We start from the raw sequence: 17,463 nt of genomic DNA, 5'->3' as shown, positions 1-17,463 counted from the left end.
GATCGCGGCCTTGTCTCGCCCAGTCCGCCCATGACGTCCATCGTTCCCCTGCCCCTGTCCGAGGACGCGCTGCCCGCGCGCAAGAGCGCGATCTCGCGCGAAGACCTGCTGGCGGCGGCGCTGAAGCTGATCGGGCCGCACCGCAGCGTGTCCACGCTGAGCCTGCGCGAAGTGACCCGCGAGGCCGGCATCGCCCCGAACAGCTTCTATCGCCAGTTCCGCGACATGGACGAATTGGCGGTGGCACTGATCGACCTGGCCGGCAGTTCGCTGCGCACCATCATCGGCCAGGCGCGGCAGCGCGCGGCCGGCAGCAACCGCAGCGTGATCCTCAGTTCGGTGGAAACCTTCATGGAGCAGCTGCGCGCCGACGACAAGCTGCTGCACGTGCTGCTGCGCGAGGGCACGGTCGGCTCGGACGCGTTCAAGCACGCGGTGGACCGCGAGCTGAACTACTTCGAGGAAGAGCTGCGCGTGGACCTGATCCGCCTGGCCGCGATCGACAATGCGCCGCTGCACGAGCCGGCGCTGGTGTCCAAGGCGATCACCCGGCTGGTGTTCGCGATGGGCGCCACCGCGATGGACCTGCCGCCGGAGAAAGACCCGGAACTGATCCGCCAGATCAGCGCGATGCTGCGCATGATCATCCTCGGCTCGCGCACGATCGCCGCTTCGGCGTAATCGCTTCCGCGCCGGCGCATGGGCTCGACGCCATTGCGCCCTGAACTGTTTATTCGCTGTCTACGTATCCGTCCATAACCCGCCTTCCGCCTTGATCGGCAGGGCGTTGCGATGGGCGGAATGCCTCGGCGCGCTCCTGCCGGACCCGCCGCCGATAGCATCGCCCCGCTTTTACCGGCGGTTGCCGGACGCATGAGTACAACGCCACGCGCGTTGCGTGACCGAAGGTATACAGTGGGGACACATAATCCGCAGGTACGCGCAAGGCAATGGAGAACCCCGCGTTATCTGCGACGGTAGCCGCGCTCGCACGACAAGCAGCCGACGGCGCCGAGGCGTCGACGATCGCGACATCCGTCACTTCGACGTGGCGGCAGATCGAACAGGCACTGACCCCGATCCTGGGCGCACGCGGCGTCGCCGCACTGTTCAAACGCGCCCTGTTCCTGACCAAGGACCGCTTCCCGTGGCTGGAAGAGGCCTTTGTCGCGACCGAGGCGTCCAGCGAACACGCCGCGCTAGACAGCTTCGGCCTGGTGCTGGGCCAGCAAAGCGCCACCACCGCGGCCGCAGGCGGCGGCACATTCCTTTCGACCTTTCATGGCGTGCTGGACAGCATGATCGGCGCAACCCTCACCGAACGGCTGTTGCAGTCGGTGTGGGTCGCCTCTTCCAGCGGACCTCCCGCGCAGGACACTTCCCCATGAGCAGCAAAGTCGCCATTCATTGCCTGCGGACCGGCGTCCCCGGACTCGACAAGGTATTGGGTGGAGGATTGCCCGAATTCTCGTTCAACCTGATCGCCGGGCCGCCCGGCTGCGGCAAGACCACGCTCGCGCACCAGATGATGTTCGCGCTGGCCACGCCCGAGCGTCCGGCGCTGTACTTCAGCGTGCTCGGCGAGCCGCCACTGAAGATGCTGCGCTACCAGCAGCAGTTCGACTTCTTCGATACCACGGCGATCAACGCCACGATCCACTTCGTCAACCTCTCCGAGGAAACCCTGGCCGGCGATCTGGACCGGGTGCTGGCGCGCATGGTCGCCGAAGTGGAGGCGCACGGCCCAGCGCTGGTGTTCGTCGATTCGTTCCGCTCGGTGGCGCTGGCCAGCACCGCCGACGGCAACCTGCACAACAGCCTGCAACGCTTCATCCAGCAGTTGGGCATGCTGATGACCAGCTGGCAGGCCACCACCTTCCTGATCGGCGAATACTTCGTGGAATCCGATCCCAATCCGGTGTTCACCGTGGCCGACGGGCTGATCTGGTTGCGGCAGAGCGTGCAGCGCAACTCGATGGTGCGCAAGATGGAGATCATGAAGATGCGCGGCAGCCCGTCGCTGCCGGGGCTGCACACGTTCCGCATCGACCATTCCGGCATGCGGGTGTTCGCGCCGGTGCCGGTGCTGCCACTAGGCGCACCATCGCCGCGCACCGGCGCGCGCTTGCCGATGGGCGTGCCGGAGCTGGATGCGATGCTCGGCGGCGGCCTGCCGCAAGGCTATTCGCTGCTGGTCGCAGGCCCCTCCGGCTCCGGCAAGACCTTGCTCGCCGCGGCGTTCCTCGCCGAAGGCGCGCGTTATGGCGACAACGGCGTGCTGGTCGTCTTCGAGCAGCAGCCGCAGCGCTCGCGCACGCCCGCGCTGGCGGCATTGATCGCGAGCGGCCAGGTCGGCGTGGTGGACAGCCGTGCGCCGGACCTGTCGATCGACGAGATCCTGCAGTTGTTGGTCGCGGAAATCGACCGGCTCGGCGCCACCCGCGTGGTGATCGATTCGCTGTCGGCGTTCGAGCTGGCGTTGGCGCCGACGTTTCGCGAAGACTTCCGCGAATCCCTGTCGCGCATGGTGGTGGCCTTGGCCGCGACCGGCGTCACCGTGCTGATGACCTCGGAACTGGAAGACCGCTACACCGACCTGCGCTTCAGCCCCTACGGCACCGCCTTCATGACCGATGCGATCATCGTGCAGCGCTACATCGAGGTGGACAGCCGGCTGCGCCGGGTCATGGCCGTGGTCAAGGTGCGCGCGAGCGCGCACTCGGACGCGCTGCGGGAATTCCATATCGACGACAGCGGCATTCGCATCGGCGCGGCGTTGCCTCAGCAGGAAGGCCTGCTCGGCGGCCGGCCGATGCGCAAATACGGCGTGCATGACGCCCTCGACACGAGTTGACCGCGCATGCAGACGCCCTCCGACCAGCACGCGATCGACGCGGCCCGGCTCGAGCTCTCGCACCTGCGCCGCCAGTCGCTGGTCGCGCGGCTGGAGCTGGATCGGTTGCAAGCGGACCTGAGTACGCTGAAAGAACGTGCGCCGCTCGGACTGGCGACCGATCTGCAAGCGGCCAACGAACGCCTGGTGTTCTCCACGCTACGCGCCCAGGCGCAAGTGGCGAGCTACGAAACGGCGCTGCAGGACGCCACGCGCCATGCCAAGCGCGACGCGTTGACCGGCTTGCCGAACCGCGAACTGCTGTTCGAACGGCTCAATCTGGCCATCACCACGGCGCACGCGCAGCACAGCCGGATCGCCGTGCTGTTCCTGGATCTGAACGAATTCAAGCAGGTCAACGATCTGCTCGGCCATGCGACCGGCGACAGGTTCCTGCGCCTGGCCGCCGAGCGCATCGACGGCATCGTCGACGCGCATGTCACGGTGGCGCGCTATGGCGGCGACGAGTTCGTCGTGGTGTTGACCGGACTGAGCACCAACGCCTACGCCGCCGCGACAGCGACGGCGCTGATCGAAGCCTTCGAACGGCCGGCGGTCGCCGGCGAGGATGCGCTGCGGCTGGGGGTGAGCATCGGCATCAGCCTGTATCCGGACGATGCCGACAACGCGGAGGCCCTGCTGTCACATTCGGACGACGCCATGTATTGCGCCAAGCGCCTGTCGACGGCCCGCTTCGAATTCTACGATCCGCGCCGCGTCGCCGAACTGCATGCGCACCGCAATGCCTTGGGCGCGAAAGCGCGCGCGATCGACGCAACGACGGCACCAGATGCGGGTGAGAGCGAACAGCAGGCGCAGCTGCGCCAGGCCAACCAACACCTGGTGCTGGCGGCACTGAGCGCGCAGGAATTGCAGGCCGGCGCCGAGAAGGCCTACCAGCGGCAGGGCGAGTTCCTGGCCTTCGTGGCGCACGAGCTGCGCAATCCGCTGACGCCGATCCGCATCGCTGGCTCGATGCTGACCACCCTGGCGCCCGCCGAGCTGCTGAACATGCAGCAGATCATCGAACACGAGGTCGCGCACATGACCCGCCTGGTCGGCGACCTGTTGGACGTTTCTCGGGTCCGCACCGGCAAGCTGCGCCTGATCAAGCAAGCGATGGATCTGTGCGAGATCATCGAGGAGGCGGTCAATGCCTGCCGCCCGGCGATCGACGCGCGCCAGCAGACGTTGGCGTTGACCATGCCCGAGCATGCGCTGTGGATGCACGGCGACCGCGTCCGCCTGTCGCAGGTGGTGCGCAATCTGCTGGACAACGCTTCCAAGTACACGCCCGAGCACGGCCGGTTGGCGCTGGAGCTGCAGCACAGCGAGGACCAGGCGCAGTTGATCGTCTCCGACACCGGCATCGGCATCACCGCGCAGGCGCTGCCGTTGGTGTTCGAACCGTTCGTGCAGGACACGCATGCGATCGGTTTCCACAGCGGCGGCCTGGGCATCGGACTGACCGTGGTGCGCGAGATCGTGACCGCACACGGCGGCACGGTGGTCGCCAGCAGCGACGGACAGGACCGCGGCAGCGTGTTCAGCGTGTCGCTGCCGCTGTAACCCGACACGCGCGCGGCGCGCGGCATCGCTGCACACACGACGACGACGCGATCTTGGCCGGGCCTTTACCCACTGACGCGCAAGGTGTCCCTTCCCCCCGAAGCAGGACATCGCCATGCCGGTTCCGAACTATCCCTATCCGCCCTTCAAGCCGCAGCAGCAGTCGTTCCCCGGCCTGACCGACAAGATGGATCCGAAGCCGGACCATGGCGAGGACAGCTACGTCGGCCACGGTTTGCTGCAGGGCAAGCGCACGCTGATCACCGGCGGCGACAGCGGCATCGGCGCCGCGGTGGCCATCGCCTATGCACGCGAAGGCGCCGACGTGGCCATCGCCTACCTGCCCAGCGAACAGCACGATGCCGAACGCATCGGCAGGCTGGTCGAGGCCGCCGGCGTGCGCGTGCTGCTGTACCCCTGCGACGTCAGCGACCGCGCACAGGCGCAGGCGCTGATCGCGACCGTGGCCGAGCGTTTCGGCGGACTCGACGTACTGGTCAACAACGCCGCCTACCAACGCTACTTCCACAGCTTCGAGGAAATCACCCTGGACGAGTGGGAGAAGACCTTCGCCACCAACGTGCACGCACCGTTCCACCTAGTGCAGCTGGCGGTGCCGCACATGCCCGAGGGCGGCTCGGTCATCAACACGGCCTCGGTCAATTCGAAGAAACCGACCCCGAACATCCTGCCCTACGCCGCCACCAAGGGCGCGGTCGCCAACCTGACCATCGGCCTGGCCGGATTGCTGGCGGACAAGAAGATCCGGGTCAACGCGGTGCTGCCCGGTCCGATCTGGACGCCGTTCATCCCCGCCGGCATGGACGAAGACTCGCTGAAGGAATTCGGCACGCAGACCCCGTTCGGCCGCCCCGGGCAACCGGCGGAACTGGCCTCGGCCTATGTGCTGCTCGCGGCCGACACGTCCAGCTATACCTCCGGGGCGTTGCTCACCATCGCTGGCGGTGCGGTGACGCTGTAGGCCGGGATTCGGGATTCGGGATTCGGGATTGGCAACACCGAATCCGAATAGCGTGGCGGTGCGGCGACGGTGCGGCTTCTCACGGCGCCGCCATCGTGGTTGTTCCCGCTGCGCCCGACTCAGTTGACAGCGAGCAGGCCCGGGATCTGCGCCGCGATCTCGCGCGCCAATGGCCCCAGCGGGCCGATCTGGCGCGCCAGCAGCGCGCCGGCGCGCGCATGCAGGTGCACGCCCCACACCGCCGCCTGCGTGCTGCCGGCGCCACGCGCCTGCAAGCCGCAGATGATGCCGGCCAGCACGTCGCCGGAGCCGGAGGTGCCCAGGCTGGCGCTGCCGCCGCGGTGCACCCAGTGCGTGCCATCCGGCGCGGCGATCACCGTGGTCGCCGACTTCAGCACCACCACCGCGCCGCTGCGGCGTGCGTAGCGCAGCGCGATGGTCGCCGGGTCCGCCGCGATGCGCTCGATCGGCACGCCGCTCAATGCGGTCATCTCGCCATGGTGCGGGGTCAGCACGATGCGCCCCGGATCGGCCATGCCACGGGTGTCGACCAGCGCCCCGGCATCGAGCACCACGCCGCAGCGCGTGTCCTCCAGCAGCCGCGCGATCTGCTTGCGCAGCGCTGGGCGGGCGCGCATGCCGGGACCGATCAACAGCGCGTCGGCGCGCGCGGCATCGGCGTGCAGCGCCTGGCCGCCGATGCGCAGTTCGCCGTCGGCGGCCGCCGCCAGGCCCACCACCCTGGCCTCGGGCAGGGCGATCGCCATCGCCGTGGCCACCGGGCGCGCGGTGGCCACCTGCAGCTTGCCGGCGCCGGCGCGCAACGCCGCCTCCGCCGCCAGCAACGCCGCGCCGGGAATTTCGCAGCTGCCACCGATCACCAGCACGCGCCCGCGCTGCTCCTTGCCGGCGATGCCCGCGGCGCTGGGCAACGGCCAGCGCCGCAGCAGCGTCGCGGTCACCGGGATCGCGCGCGCCTGGGTCACCGCGGCCCGCCCGGCTGGTCGGCCGCGGTGGTCACCGGCACCTCGAACGGCACCGCGTTGGCCTGGACCAGGCCGAAATGCGGCGTCCCGTCGGCGTGGCCGACGCCGTATTCGGTGACGCTGCAGTTGGGCACGTCGCCGCCCCGGTCGATGTCCAGGATCGCCGCCTCGTCGAGGCGCTCGAGCAGGTAGCGCATGCAGTTGACGATGACCTGGTGGGCGACGATCAACACGCGCTGGCCGGCATGGTCGCGGCGCAGTTCCTCGACCACGCTGCGCAGGCGCAGGATCACGTCGCACCAGCTTTCGCCGCCGGGCGGGCGGAAGTAGAACTTGCCGACCGAGGCGCGCTGTTCGGCCAGTTCCGGGAAACGGCTGACGATGCCGTGCCGGGTGTAGCGGTCGAGGATGCCGAACTCCTTCTCGCGCAGGCGCTCGTCCAGCAGCTGCGCCGTCGGCGGCACCTGCAGCGCCGCGCCGATCGCGGCGCAGGTCTGCTGCGCGCGCAGGAACGGCGAGGTCAGCAGGATCTGGGGCCGCACCGTCGCCGGCAAGGTCGCGAACCACTGCCCGAGTTGCTGCGATTGCTGCACGCCCAGTGCGGACAACGGCGTGTCGGCATCGCGCGTGGCGATGTCGATCAGCTCCTGCCCGGAGGCTTCGGCGATATCGCGGGCGACATTGCCCGCGCTCTGTCCATGCCGCACCAGCCACAGACGTTGCGGCCAATCGGCGTGATCGAGTTTCGGCACGAGGGTCTCCTGTATCGATGGCCTGCACGAGCCTGGCGCGGGCGCCGTGAACGCGCGGTCGCCGCATGCCCGACGGTGGCGGAGAGCGCTGCCGCATTCATTGTTTTCAGCGTGGCGTTGACGCGCTCCGTTCCTCGCAAGGCGTTCACCCTTCATTGCATCCGCGCTAACGGGCGTGCGTCTAGCTTGGCCTGCACAGGGGAAAAAACAGCCGATACGTGGCGCACTCCGCGAGTGCGCGGCGCTATCAAGATCCACGAATCCTTTTGGAGGAAATTCATGACGCGAAGCAACCCCGAGCGTTTGCTGAAATGGCTGCAGGACGCCTACGCGATGGAGCAGGAGGCGAACACCATGCTGACCGCCACCGCCGGCCGTCTGGAGCATTACCCCGAACTCAAGGCGCGGATCGAGCAGCACATCGCCGAGACCCGCGACCAGTCCGACCAGGTCAAGCGCTGCATCGAACTGCTGGACGGTTCCATCCCGACCATCAAGGGGGCCGTGGCCAGCGTGATGGCGACGGTACATGCCGCCGGCAATTCGATGATGAGCGACGAAGTGGCCAAGAGCCTCGGGATCAGTTACGCCTTCGAACACATGGAAATCGCCAGCTATCGCGCGCTGGTCATTGCCGCCAAGGAGGCCGGTCAAACGCAGATCGCCGAGATCTGCGCCGCCATTCTCGACCAGGAAATCGCCATGGCCGAGTGGCTGATCGAACACCAGGAGGCCACGATCCTGGCCTTCCTGAAACGCGAACGGACCGAGGGCCAGACCGCCAAGCGCTAGTCCGCGCGCCCACCCTGCACCATCCCACTACCCGATCACGGAGATCCACCGACATGGCTATCAAGACCATCGACGACCTGTTCCTGCACGAACTTTCCGACATCTACAGCGCGGAAAAGCAACTGACCAAGGCGCTGCCGAAACTGGCCCGCGCTTCCACCAATCCGGCCCTGCGCGCGGCCTTCGAAGCCCACCTGGAAGAGACCCAGGGCCAGATCGAGCGCATCGACCAGATCGTGGAAAAACTCGAACTGCGCCTGAAGCGCATCAAGTGCGCGGCGATGGAGGGCCTGGTGGAGGAAGGCAAGGAAGTGATCGAATCGATCGAGGCCGGTCCGGTGCGCGATGCGGCGCTGATCGGCGGCGCGCAGAAAGTGGAGCACTACGAGATCGCGTCCTACGGCACGCTGGCCGCGATGGCCAAGCAGTTGGGCAAGACCGACGCGCTCAAGCTGCTGCTGGAAACGCTGGAAGAGGAAAAGTCCACCGACGAGAAGCTGACCATGCTCGCCGAGCAGGGCGGCAACCAGGAAGCCGCGCAGAAGCGCAAGGCGGCCTGACCGCACGACCGCGGCGCCGATTGCCGGCGCCGCGGCTTTTTATACCCAGACGCGCCCACTGGCCACGACGCCTGATCGCCAGGTCGTCGTGGCTTTGCCGTGGGCGCACTCCAGGAGATTTTCATGTTCATGCACAACAAGCGGTTGATGTACACGGTGCACGTGGCCAAGCCGGATCCGGCCCTGGCCTCGCTGATGCTCGAGCAGTTCGGCGGCCCGCAAGGCGAGCTGGCCGCCGCCATGCGCTATTTCACCCAGGCCATCGGCGAGGTCGATCCGGGCCGCAAGGACCTGCTGTACGACATCGCCACCGAGGAACTGAGCCATCTGGAGATCATCGGTTCGATCATCGCCATGCTCAACCAGGGACCCAAGGCGGTGCTGTCCGAAGGCATGGTCGAAGCCGAGGAGATGCGCACCCTGACCAGGAACAACAACACCAGCCAGACCCAGCAGATCCTGTACGGCGGCGGCCCGGCGCTGGTGAACTCCAGCGGCGTGCCGTGGAGTGCGGCGTATGTGGATTCCATCGGCGAACCCACCGCCGACCTGCGCTCCAATATCGCCGCCGAGGCACGCGCGAAGATCGTCTACGAGCGCCTGATCAACGTCACCGACGATCCGGGCATCGTCGATGCCTTGAAGTTCCTGATGACCCGCGAGATAGCGCACCAGAAGTCGTTCGAGAAGGCGCTGTACGCGATCGAGCCGAACTTCCCGCCGGGCAAGCTGCCGGGCGATCCGGCGTTCACCGACACGTTCTACGACATGTCGCAGGGCGATGGCGACCTCAACGGCCCCTGGAACAGCGGCAGCCAATGGGAAAAGGTCTCCGACCGCAACCGCCAGGCGGCCGTGGACGGCGGCAGCGGCGTGCCCAGCGTCGGCCTGAGTCCGGCCGAGGAACGCGCGCTGCAGGCGCTGGCGGCGCGCACCATGTCGCAGCAGGACAGCGATCCGACCACCGGCGCCGATCTGGGTGCAGGTCCGGGCGCCGGTTCGACCAAGGGCGACATCAAGCTGTGATCGCACGGTCCGCAGCGGCGAGTCCCTCGCCGCTGTAGATTCGCCAGCATCCGATCGGGACACGCCCGCAGTGTGGGCACTTGTAGGAGCGACTTCAGTCGCGACAGGCACTTCGATAGCATCCTGTCGCGACTGAAGTCGCTCCTGCAATATCGAAGCTGTTTCCAACCCGATACGCCAGCTCGCTCGTGTCGGCCATGCGCGCGTGACGCACTCCAGCAGCACACGAATACGCCGTCGCCTCGGAACGCAGCAGGCTCGGCAGCCACGCGCCCGCTCAATCGCCGGTCTGCGTGTGCGGCGCATGCACCGGTTTGGATTGCGGCGAATCCTTCTGCCGCAGCCAGATGGTCAGCACCACCAGCGCGAACACGGCCAGGAACTCGCTCTGCCAGTTCTGCATCGACTCGAACCAGAACTGCGCGCCGGTCGCGTGCTCGAAAAGCGAGATCGCCGGCAGCCGTTGCATCGCCCGCTCGGCCAGTTCGTGCCGCCAGCTGCCCAGCGCGTGCAGCACGAAGCTGGTCAGGAACAGCAGGCCGAACGCCAGCGCCAGCGAGCGTTCGTACAGCCACAGCCAGATGCCGCCGGCACGCACCGGCCACGGCGGCGTGCCAGGCGCGACGCTGTCGTCTTCCTGCTCGGGCGACAGTGGCCGCGATTCGGCCGAGCCCCACTGCCGCAGCTTCACCGTCAGCACCACATACATGCCCATCTGCAGGAATTCGCTCTCCCAGTTCTCGAACAGCGCACCGACGAAATGGCCGCTGCGCAGGTATTCCCAGAACATCAGCGGCGCCAGTCCCTGCTGGCGCAGTTCGTCGTTGTAGGCAAGGTGGCCGCTGAGCGCCTGGCCGGCCATGAACAGCAGGGTCAGCCCCAACAGCACCAGCGACAGGCCATTGCGTTTCCAGAACATGAGCGATTGCCTCCCTCCTGCGCTACGCACGGTCGTGCGATCGCGGATATCGGGCGGGAATATGCGAGCGCGCGCGGGAAGAACGGATGAAGAAACCGTCAGCGGCGACGACGCCGTCGCCGAGCGCATGCGCGCACATCGCGGCGCGCCCCCACTTCTTCACCCGCGCTTGCCCGTCGTGCGCCCTAAGCTGCAGGCACGCAACGCGAGAGACCGATGAGACGTTTCGTACAGGCCTTCGGCATCGAGGACGCCCTGCCCGCGCAGTTGGACGCGTCGCTGCGTGCGGCGCTTGCGGCCTATCCGGACCACTACAACCTGGGCAAGGGCGACCTCGCCACCGCAATCCTGTGCCGCGACGGCGTCGCGCAGGTGGAGCGCCTGCAATGGGGCATCGTGCCGCGTTGGTCGAAGACGCCGGACACGCCCTACACCACCGTCACCGCGCGGCTGGAACGCGCCGCGCGCAGCCGCATCTTCGCCGCGCCGTGGAAGAGCCAGCACTGCGTGATCCCGCTGTCCGGATACTACAAGTGGGACCGTAGCCGCAAACCGGCGCAGCCCTATTACATCCACCACGCGGACGGCGCCGTGCTGCTGGCGGCAGGGCTGTGGGAACGCTGGGAACGCGGCGAACCGGCACTGCTCAGCTTCAGCGTGCTGACCCATGCCAACGCCGCGATTCCGCCGCCGCTGACCGCGGACGGGCCGATCTTCCTGAGCGGCGACCGCTGGCGCAGCTGGCTGCGCGGGCCGCGGCTGTTTCCCACCGCGTTCCTGGCACGCGCACCGCAGCCGCCGCTGCTGGCCTATCCGGTTTCGTCGGCCTACCAGCGCCGCGAGCGCAACGACTACACCTTGCTGGAACCGGTGGATGCCGATGCACCCGGGCGTGGCGATGATGCCGAAGTGGACGAGGAAGAAGACGACGAAGGCGAGTGACACGTGCACCGGCGCGGTCGCGTCACGCGCGCGACCGTCACCAGGCGAAACCGGCGACGAACAGCTTCTGGTCGGTCGGGCCGCGATCGCAGCCGGCCGAGGCGATCACATGGCCGGCCTCCAGCGTGCCCCCGATCGCGCGCACGGCCTGCGCCTCGCGGATGCACTCCGGCCTCGCGCTGCCGCGCAGCGGCGGTCGCGGATCCGGGCGGATGTGCTCAACCAGCACGATGCGGCTGCCGCGATTGAACGGCTCGATGCGCACCTCGCCGTGTCGGTCTGGACTGAACCCGCACGGCGCCGGGATCGCCAACGCCAGCAGTTCGGTCTCGCCGCGCAGCAGTGCGCAGTGGCCGCCGCGCTCGCCCAACTGCATGTCGCCACCGGCGAACGCGACCTGGGTGAGCAGCGGCGCGGCAGCGGATGCGGGCGTGTCCTGCGCAGCGGCGACGGAACTGGGCACGGCGAGTACGGCAGCGACCACGGCACGAAGATGCATCCGGCGAGTCTTCCTTGAACGGGGCGGCGCAGTGTGGCAGATGCGACCACGGAGTCGCCAGCCACGCCGCGCAGTTGGATGGCACAACGCAACGCGTAGGCCGCATGAGCACCGCTGCCGCCCTTCCTGCAATGCGCTCGGACTGGCACGGCGCAACCCCATGTAGGAGCGGCTTCAGCCGCGACAGACTCCCTCGACAACGCCGCGTCGCGATTGAAGTCGCTCCCACACGTAGTGGCGTCGCCTTGATCGGGTTGCGCTGGAGCGCCACGCCTCGCTCGCGGCGTGGCATGACATCGCCGCGAGCGCACCACGATGCGGCGGCCGCCGACCGCGGCCAACGCAGAAACGAAGACGCCGATGCGCCAAGGCATCGGCGTCGTCATCGGCCATGGCGTCCGTTACGGACGTCGTGGCGCTGGCTCAGAACTCTTCCCACTCCGAACTTTCCGCCAGCGCGCCGCCGGGCTTGCTCCGCGCCAGCGGGCGTGCAGCCGCTGCCGGCGCCTTCTTGACCGGCGCGCGTGCGGCGGCGACCGGACGGACCGCGGCCTGGGTCGTCACCGGCCTGGGCGCGACCGCAGCCACCGGCCTGGCGGCGCCGGCAAGACGGAACACCGCCACCGCACGGGTCAGGTCCGAGGCCTGGTCTTCCATGCTCTTCGCCGCCGCGGTGGCTTCCTCCACCAATGCCGCGTTCTGCTGCGTGGTCTCGTCCAGCTGCATCACCGTCTTGCTGACCTGCTCGATGCCCGAACTCTGCTCGGCGCTGGCCGCGGAGATCTCGGCCATGATGTCGGTGACCCGCTTCACCGAGGTCACCACCTCGGCCATGGTGGTGCCGGCACGCGCGACCAGGGTCGAGCCCTGCTCCACTTCCTGCACCGAGTCGGAGATCAGCGTCTTGATTTCCTTGGCCGCCGCCGCCGAGCGCTGCGCCAGCGAGCGCACTTCCGAGGCGACCACGGCGAAGCCACGGCCCTGCTCGCCGGCACGCGCGGCTTCCACCGCGGCGTTCAACGCCAGGATATTGGTCTGGAAGGCGATGCCGTCGATGACGCCGATGATGTCGGCGATGCGCGCGGAGGCGGCGCTGATCGACGCCATCGTGGTGACCACGTCCTCGACCACGCGGCCGCCGCTCTCGGCCACTTCGCCGGCGCCCAGCACCAGCTGGTTGGCCTGGCGCGCGCTGTCGGCGTTCTGCTTGACCGTGGAGGTCAGCTCTTCCATCGACGCGGCGGTTTCTTCCAGGCTCGCCGCCTGCTGCTCGGTGCGCACCGACAGGTCGCTGTTGCCGCTTGCGATCTCGCCGGCGGCGGTGTTGATCGATTCGGCCGAGCGCTGGATGCCTTGCACGATCGTGGTCAGCTGCTCGGCGGTGCGGTTGGCGGCCTCGGCCAGCTGGCCGAAGGCGCCCTCGTAGCGCACGTCCACGCGCTGCGACAGATCGCCGTCGGCGATCGCGCCCATGATCCGGCCCACGTCGGCCAGGCCGCTTTCGGCCTGCCGCATCAGCCGGTTCAGCGCTTCCACCATTTCCTTGAACGCGAACTGGTAGCGCGCCTCGTCGCCGCGTGCGGAGAAATCGCCGCGCGCCGCCGCATCGGCCAGGCGCGCGATGTCGCCGTTGATCGCCGACAGGTTGCTCTTCACCGCATCCAGCGCTTCGTGCAGCGCGGCGCGCTGGCCCGGCAGGCGGCGCATGTCGCGGCGCAGATCGCCGCGGCCGTACTCGCCCATGATCGTCATCGCCTCGATGATCGCGTCCAGGTGTTCGAACAGCGCGGTGTTCATGCCGCGCGCCAGGGTGCCGTAATCGCCGGGGAAATCCTCCGGCATGCGGTGGCTGATGTCGTCGCCCTGCTGCAGCTGCACCAGGGTCTGCATCTCGCCGTTGAAGCGCTGCAGCTGGGTCTGCATCTGCTGCATGCTGGTCATCAGCTGCCCGGTCTCGTCGCGCGATTCCACCTTGATCGTGTTGTCGAAACGGCCCGAGGCGATGGCCTCGGCGGTGCGCGTGGCGGCGCGCAGCGGGGTGACGATGGCGCTGGCGATCAGCCAGCACAGCCCGACCACCAGACCGACCAGGGCCGCGCCGATCACGGTCAGGATCTTGGTGAAGCCCAGCGCCTCGACCTGGATGTCCTCGGCGTACACGCCCATCACCAGCACCCAGTTCCACTGCGGGTACAGCTTGGCGTAACTGATCTTCGGCAGCTGCTCCTTCTTGCCCGGCTTGGGCGCGCTGTAGTAGCTGAAGCCGTCGCCGCTGGTCACCGCGGTGCGGATGTCGCGGTACACGTATTCGCCGGCATCGCTCTTGTAGTCGCTCATGTCGGTGCCGACCTTGCGCTTGGGATGCATCAGGATGCGCATCTGCGGGTCGAGCATGAAGAAGTAGTCCACACCGCCGTTGGTCTTCATGTCGGCCAGCGCCGACTTGGCCGCTTCCTGGGCCTGCGCCTCGGTGAGTTCGCCGCGCTTGGCCTTGGCCGCATAGTGTTCGATGACGCTCATGCCCATGTCGATCTGGGTCTTCACGGTCTGCTTGCGCGCATCCACCAGGTCCAGGTACTGCAGACGCGCGGCGGCGACGGCGAGCAGGATCACACCGATGGCGAGCAGGGTGCACAGCACCACGAACTTGCGCGTCATCGGCAGGTTGGCGATGCGACGACGCAGGAAATGGACGGGATTCATAGCGATCCTGAGGGCGATGCCGGTGATGTATATCCACCGATATCGGCCGCGATCGCCGCAAACTTGACGCCTGGCGGTGCAGGAAACTGAAGGCGTTGTGATCGAATCGCCGGTTTTCGCGCTGCCGCGGCGGTGAACCTCCGCATTCAGGTCCGAGCGGTGCGAAGACTGCAACCGCTTTCAGGCAACCTGTGCAACGCGTTGACGTTGCGCCACGTCTGCATCGGCATCGGCATCGGCATCGCCATGCCACACCAACCGATGGAAATCGAAGCCGGATTGCAGGCGCGGCTTCACCACGTTGAAATAGGGCGAGACGTCGAAGTCGCGCGGCAGGTAGAGGCTGTAATGACGGTTGTGCAGGATCTCCGCATCCTGCGCGTCGGACACCGGCACGCTGCCGATCTCCGGCAGGATCGGATAGCGGATCGCGCCGAAGGCCTGCGCCAGCAGCGTCGAGCAGATCGCCTTGGTCGGCTCGCCGCTGCCCAGTTCCAGGAAGCGGCGCTTCACCGACGACGGCAGCGGCGGGGTGCGGATCAGGTAGCGCGCCAGGTCGAAGATGTTCTTCAGGTCGTAGCTGTTGCCGACGCGGCTGACCATGTAGTCGACCACCGCATCGATCTCGTCGGCGCCCAGTCCCACCGGGCGGCAGATGCGCGTGTGCAGGCCGGCGAATTCGCTCAGCCCGACCACGCGCACGCCGACGTTGATGTCCACGTCGCAGAAGGTCGGCGCGTCCGCGTCGGCCGCCGTTCCCAGGTGATCGCCGATGTACAGCGCGGCGTGCGACCAGGTGGACTGGCTCAGGTACTTGATCGCGGTGGAGAAGCGGCTGTTGCCCTCGACCAGCAGCACGTCGCCCTTGCGCAAGGTCGCCTGCAGCAGCTGCGGCGGACTGGTCGGCAGTTCCGAGCGGTGCCGGCGCGGCTTGGACAGGAACTTGGCCAGGTGACGACCCAGCAGGCGTGGCAAGGACAGCATGCGCGTTCCCTCATGGACAGCCCGATCCGGGCGGCGAAAGCGACTTCGCTTCACCATGATGGCGGCGCTGCGCGGGAATTCTTGAGCGCTGCCCGGCCGGCCGCGCCTCCTTTTCCCGGCGGGACCATGGCCCGTTTTCGAGGGAAGGTGCCCTGCAGGGGCGGATGAGGGTGCGGGCGAAGCCTCGCGCGCCCAAACACAGCGAGACGCTTCGCGCCGTACCCTCACCCCAACCCCTCTCCCGATGGGAGAGGGGCTAGCGCTGTTCCCTTCTCCCATCGGGAGAAGGTGGCCCGCAGGGCCGGATGAGGGTACGGGCGCAGCCTCGTGCACCCAAACTCCGCGAGGCGCTTCGCGTCGGACCCTCACCCCAACCCCTCTCCCGAGGGGAGAGGGGCTAGCGCTGTTCCCTTCTCCCGTCGGGAGAAGGTGGCCCGAAGGGCCGGATGAGGGTACGGGCGCAGCCTCGTGCACCCAAACTCCGCGAGACGCTTCGCGCCGGACCCTCACCCCAACCCCTCTCAAGATGGGAGAGGGGCTAGCGCTGTTCCCTTCTCCCATCGGGAGAAGGTGCCCCGAAGGGGCGGATGAGGGTACGGGCGCAGCCTCGTGCCCCCAAACTCCGCGAGGCGCTTTCGCGCCGGACCCTCACCCCAACCCCTCTCCCGAGGGGAGAGGGGCTAGCGCTGTTCCCTTCTCCCATCGGGAGAAGGTGCCCCGAAGGGGCGGATGAGGGTCCGGGTGGAGCCTCGTGCACCCAAACTCCGCGAGTCGCTTTCGCGCCGGACCCTCACCCCAACCCCTCTCCCGGGGGGAGAGGGGCTCTAGGTGCCGTCAGTCGCCGCGACCGACCACCAGCCGCACTTCGACGCGGCGGTTCGGCAGCAGGCATTCCAGCAGCGCCGCGCGCGGCTTCACGCCGGCGCACTGCTGCACCTGCTGGCTGTCGCCACGGTATTCGTAGCGGATGCGGTCGGCGGCGACGCCGCGGCCGATCAGCAGCTCGCGCACGGTGCGCGCGCGGCGCTCGGACAGGCCCTGGTTGTAGTCGTGGCCACGGCCGTCCATGCGGTCGGCATGGCCGACCAGCTCCACCTTCTGCAAGGTCAACTTCTCTTCGGCGATGCGTGCCAGCGCGCGATCCAGGCTTTCCAGCGAGTGGGTGCGGATGTCCTTGTAGCCGTCGCGGTCGAATTCGAACAGCACGTTGGCCACCAGCGGAATCGGCGCCGCCGCCGGCGTGTCCGCCTGCTTCGGCCCGTCGCACTGCCGTGCCAGCGCCTCGGCGTCGTTGACCAGGTCCTCGGCGATCTGGATGTACGGCTTGGAATGGCGCCATTGCTGCTGGTTGAACTCGTTGCCGGCGTGTACCAGCTCGACCTCGCCGCAGGCCGCCGCCTGCTGCGCGCAGCTGAAACCGGCGCTGCCGTGCAGCGCGCGCAGGCGCTGCCACAGGTCGTCGCGCAGGTACTTGGCGTCGTTGACCAGCGGGGTCTCGGTCGGGATCGTCGCGGCGCCCTGTTCCATCAGCTGCACCAGCTTCTCCGACTCGCTCAGCGCGCCTTGCGGGAACGCGCTGCGGTCGTTGCGGGTGTATTCGTGGAAGGACACGTCGAGCCAGCATTGCGCCTTGGACAAGGCGTAGTCGCGCACCGGGCGGCCGCCGTCGTTGAGCGCCTGGATGCGGTCCTGCACGGATTGGTAGCCGTGCAGGTCGGCGGCGATGGCGGCGTCGCTGATGCGTTGCTGCTGCGGCAACAGCTGGGTCTGGGCGTTGCCGGCGGCACAGGCGCCGAGCAGCAAGGCGGCGGCGACGGTGCGGGACAGGACGAAGCGGGGTTGGGTCGTGGTCATCA

General features: G+C 68.0%; 16 protein-coding genes. 9 read left to right on the top strand and 7 right to left on the bottom strand.

Translation table 11 applies throughout. The annotated features are described in order from the left end of the window. Positions 1-30 precede the first annotated feature (30 nt). The 5 genes from fabR to AB8810_RS03820 all read left to right on the top strand — a co-directional run bounded on the left by fabR (position 31) and on the right by AB8810_RS03820 (position 5,444). Positions 31-681, top strand: coding sequence for an HTH-type transcriptional repressor FabR (gene fabR / locus AB8810_RS03840; protein WP_191825202.1), 651 nt, complete (start codon positions 31-33; stop codon positions 679-681). Positions 682-950: 269 nt separating this feature from the next. After that, complete coding sequence (locus AB8810_RS03835) at positions 951-1,388, top strand: hypothetical protein (protein ID WP_369915614.1); 438 nt, start codon at positions 951-953, stop codon at positions 1,386-1,388. Beyond that, positions 1,385-2,854 (top strand): ATPase domain-containing protein, encoded by a 1,470-nt coding sequence (locus AB8810_RS03830; protein ID WP_191825200.1) that lies wholly within the window; start codon positions 1,385-1,387, stop codon positions 2,852-2,854. The genes AB8810_RS03835 and AB8810_RS03830 overlap by 4 nt, the downstream gene beginning before the upstream one ends. 6 nt (positions 2,855-2,860) lie before the next feature. Beyond that, positions 2,861-4,462: a diguanylate cyclase domain-containing protein gene (locus tag AB8810_RS03825; protein ID WP_369915613.1), complete on the top strand. Its 1,602-nt coding sequence runs from the start codon at positions 2,861-2,863 to the stop codon at positions 4,460-4,462. A 115-nt stretch (positions 4,463-4,577) separates the two neighbouring features. After that, entirely contained in the window at positions 4,578-5,444 is an 867-nt protein-coding gene (locus AB8810_RS03820; protein ID WP_369915612.1) for an SDR family oxidoreductase, read from the top strand. 119 nt (positions 5,445-5,563) lie between these two features. Here the strand turns inward: AB8810_RS03820 and AB8810_RS03815 are convergent, their stop codons facing one another. Next, positions 5,564-6,430: an NAD(P)H-hydrate dehydratase gene (locus AB8810_RS03815; protein ID WP_369915611.1), complete on the bottom strand. Its 867-nt coding sequence runs from the start codon at positions 6,428-6,430 to the stop codon at positions 5,564-5,566. Beyond that, the gene (locus tag AB8810_RS03810) at positions 6,427-7,182 is read right to left on the bottom strand and encodes a histidine phosphatase family protein (RefSeq protein ID WP_369915610.1); all 756 of its coding nucleotides are present in this window, start codon (positions 7,180-7,182) and stop codon (positions 6,427-6,429) included. The genes AB8810_RS03815 and AB8810_RS03810 overlap by 4 nt, the downstream gene beginning before the upstream one ends. Positions 7,183-7,461: 279 nt before the next feature. Here AB8810_RS03810 and AB8810_RS03805 point away from each other — a divergent pair, with 279 nt between their 5' ends. From AB8810_RS03805 to AB8810_RS03795, 3 genes are all read left to right on the top strand, one after another. Next, complete coding sequence (locus AB8810_RS03805; protein WP_191825196.1) at positions 7,462-7,974, top strand: ferritin-like domain-containing protein; 513 nt, start codon at positions 7,462-7,464, stop codon at positions 7,972-7,974. 53 nt (positions 7,975-8,027) lie between these two features. Then, entirely contained in the window at positions 8,028-8,534 is a 507-nt protein-coding gene (locus AB8810_RS03800; RefSeq protein WP_185815178.1) for a ferritin-like domain-containing protein, read from the top strand. Positions 8,535-8,657: 123 nt separating this feature from the next. Then, entirely contained in the window at positions 8,658-9,560 is a 903-nt protein-coding gene (locus tag AB8810_RS03795; RefSeq protein WP_369915609.1) for a manganese catalase family protein, read from the top strand. A 277-nt stretch (positions 9,561-9,837) separates the two neighbouring features. Here the strand turns inward: AB8810_RS03795 and AB8810_RS03790 are convergent, their stop codons facing one another. Continuing rightward, positions 9,838-10,479 (bottom strand): DUF6766 family protein, encoded by a 642-nt coding sequence (locus tag AB8810_RS03790; RefSeq protein ID WP_369915608.1) that lies wholly within the window; start codon positions 10,477-10,479, stop codon positions 9,838-9,840. A 216-nt stretch (positions 10,480-10,695) separates the two neighbouring features. Between AB8810_RS03790 and AB8810_RS03785 the strand changes: the two genes are divergently transcribed. Continuing rightward, positions 10,696-11,421 carry an SOS response-associated peptidase gene (locus AB8810_RS03785; RefSeq protein ID WP_206256756.1) on the top strand — a complete coding sequence of 242 codons (726 nt, stop codon included), beginning with the start codon at positions 10,696-10,698 and terminating at the stop codon, positions 11,419-11,421. 37 nt (positions 11,422-11,458) lie between these two features. Here the strand turns inward: AB8810_RS03785 and AB8810_RS03780 are convergent, their stop codons facing one another. The 4 genes from AB8810_RS03780 to AB8810_RS03765 all read right to left on the bottom strand — a co-directional run bounded on the left by AB8810_RS03780 (position 11,459) and on the right by AB8810_RS03765 (position 17,461). Next, positions 11,459-11,920: a hypothetical protein gene (locus AB8810_RS03780; protein WP_369915607.1), complete on the bottom strand. Its 462-nt coding sequence runs from the start codon at positions 11,918-11,920 to the stop codon at positions 11,459-11,461. Positions 11,921-12,343: 423 nt separating this feature from the next. Next, complete coding sequence (locus tag AB8810_RS03775) at positions 12,344-14,605, bottom strand: methyl-accepting chemotaxis protein (RefSeq protein WP_369916610.1); 2,262 nt, start codon at positions 14,603-14,605, stop codon at positions 12,344-12,346. Positions 14,606-14,803: 198 nt separating this feature from the next. After that, complete coding sequence (locus AB8810_RS03770) at positions 14,804-15,607, bottom strand: lipo-like protein (protein ID WP_179567529.1); 804 nt, start codon at positions 15,605-15,607, stop codon at positions 14,804-14,806. A gap of 834 nt (positions 15,608-16,441) precedes the next feature. Next, positions 16,442-17,461: an OmpA family protein gene (locus AB8810_RS03765; protein WP_369915606.1), complete on the bottom strand. Its 1,020-nt coding sequence runs from the start codon at positions 17,459-17,461 to the stop codon at positions 16,442-16,444. Positions 17,462-17,463 lie beyond the last annotated feature (2 nt).

This window comes from Xanthomonas sp. NCPPB 3005, from assembly GCF_041228095.2.
In the GTDB taxonomy this organism is placed as follows: Bacteria; Pseudomonadota; Gammaproteobacteria; order Xanthomonadales; family Xanthomonadaceae; genus Xanthomonas_A; species Xanthomonas_A bonasiae.
Note: the sequence above shows the minus strand (reverse complement) of the source record. Positions and strands in the feature narration are given on the sequence as shown.